Origin of the sequence: Streptomyces sp. NPDC049577 (assembly GCF_040675635.1) — a bacterium.
In the GTDB taxonomy this organism is placed as follows: Bacteria; Actinomycetota; Actinomycetes; order Streptomycetales; family Streptomycetaceae; genus Streptomyces.
In genome coordinates this window covers 1-1,188 of record NZ_JBFAPH010000651.1, presented here as the reverse complement: position 1 = coordinate 1,188, position 1,188 = coordinate 1, and the positions used below count along the sequence as shown (strand labels likewise).

The following is a 1,188-nucleotide window of genomic DNA, read 5'->3' as shown; positions in this document are numbered from 1 at the left end:
GTCTGCCCCGCGCAGGCGGCCCCGCTCCCGACGGGCCCGGGGGCGACGGCCCCGTCAACGGCCCGGCCCGGCCCCGTCCCGACGCCGCGATCCCCGGCGATTCCGCCCCGCACGCTCCGAAGGAGGCCCCGTGATCCGGTTCGAGCAGGTGTCCGTCGTGTACGACGGCGCGGGCGAGGCCGCGCTGCGGGATGTGGATCTGGTCGTGCCCGAGGGCGAGCTGTGTCTGCTCGTCGGGCCGTCCGGTGTCGGCAAGTCGACACTCCTCGGCGCGGTCAGCGGGCTCGTGCCGCACTTCACCGGCGGCACCCTGCGCGGCCGCGTCACCGTCGCCGGGCGCGACACCCGTACGCACCGGCCGCGCGAGCTCGCCGACGTCGTGGGGACCGTCGGGCAGGACCCCCTGGCGCACTTCGTCACCGACACCGTCGAGGACGAGCTCGCCTACGGCATGGAGTCGCTCGGCATCGCGCCGGACACCATGCGCCGCCGCGTCGAGGAGACGCTGGACCTGCTGGGGCTGGCGGACGTGCGCGACCGGGCCATCGCCTCGCTCTCCGGCGGGCAGCAGCAGCGCGTGGCGATCGGCTCGGTGCTGGCCACGCACCCGAAGGTGCTGGTCCTCGACGAGCCGACGTCCGCGCTGGACCCGGCCGCCGCCGAGGAGGTGCTGGCCGTGCTGCAGCGGCTCGTGCACGACCTCGGCACCACCGTGCTGCTCGCCGAGCACCGGCTGGAGCGCGTGGTGCAGTACGCGGACCAGGTGATCCTGCTGCCCGCGCCCGGCGCCGCCCCCGTCGTCGGCGGGCCGGCCGAGATCATGGCCGTCTCGCCCGTGCACCCGCCGGTGGTCGAGCTGGCCCGGCTCGCGGGCTGGTCGCCGCCGCCGCTGTCCGTGCGCGACGCGCGTCGCAGGGCCGCGCCGCTGCGGGAGCGGCTGACGCCGCTCGTCCCGGACGCGCCGGCCCCCGTCGACGCCCGCCCGCCGGTGCTCACGGCGACCTCGCTCGCCGTGCGCCACGGGCAGGTCGAGGCCCTGCGGGACGTCGGGCTGTCCGTGCGCCCGGGCGAGACCGTCGCCCTGATGGGCCGCAACGGCGCGGGCAAGTCGACGCTGCTGCGGACGCTCGTCGGCATGCACGAGCCGGCGCGCGGCACCGTACGGGTCGGCGGCGCCGAGCCGCACCG

Annotated in this window: 1 protein-coding gene; it reads left to right on the top strand. The window is 77.6% G+C overall.

Going from position 1 to position 1,188, the window contains the following annotated elements; translation table 11 throughout:
- Positions 1-130: 130 nt before the first annotated feature.
- On the top strand, positions 131-1,188 hold a 1,058-nt coding region (locus AB0K09_RS33610; protein WP_366069172.1), incomplete at its 3' end, for an ATP-binding cassette domain-containing protein.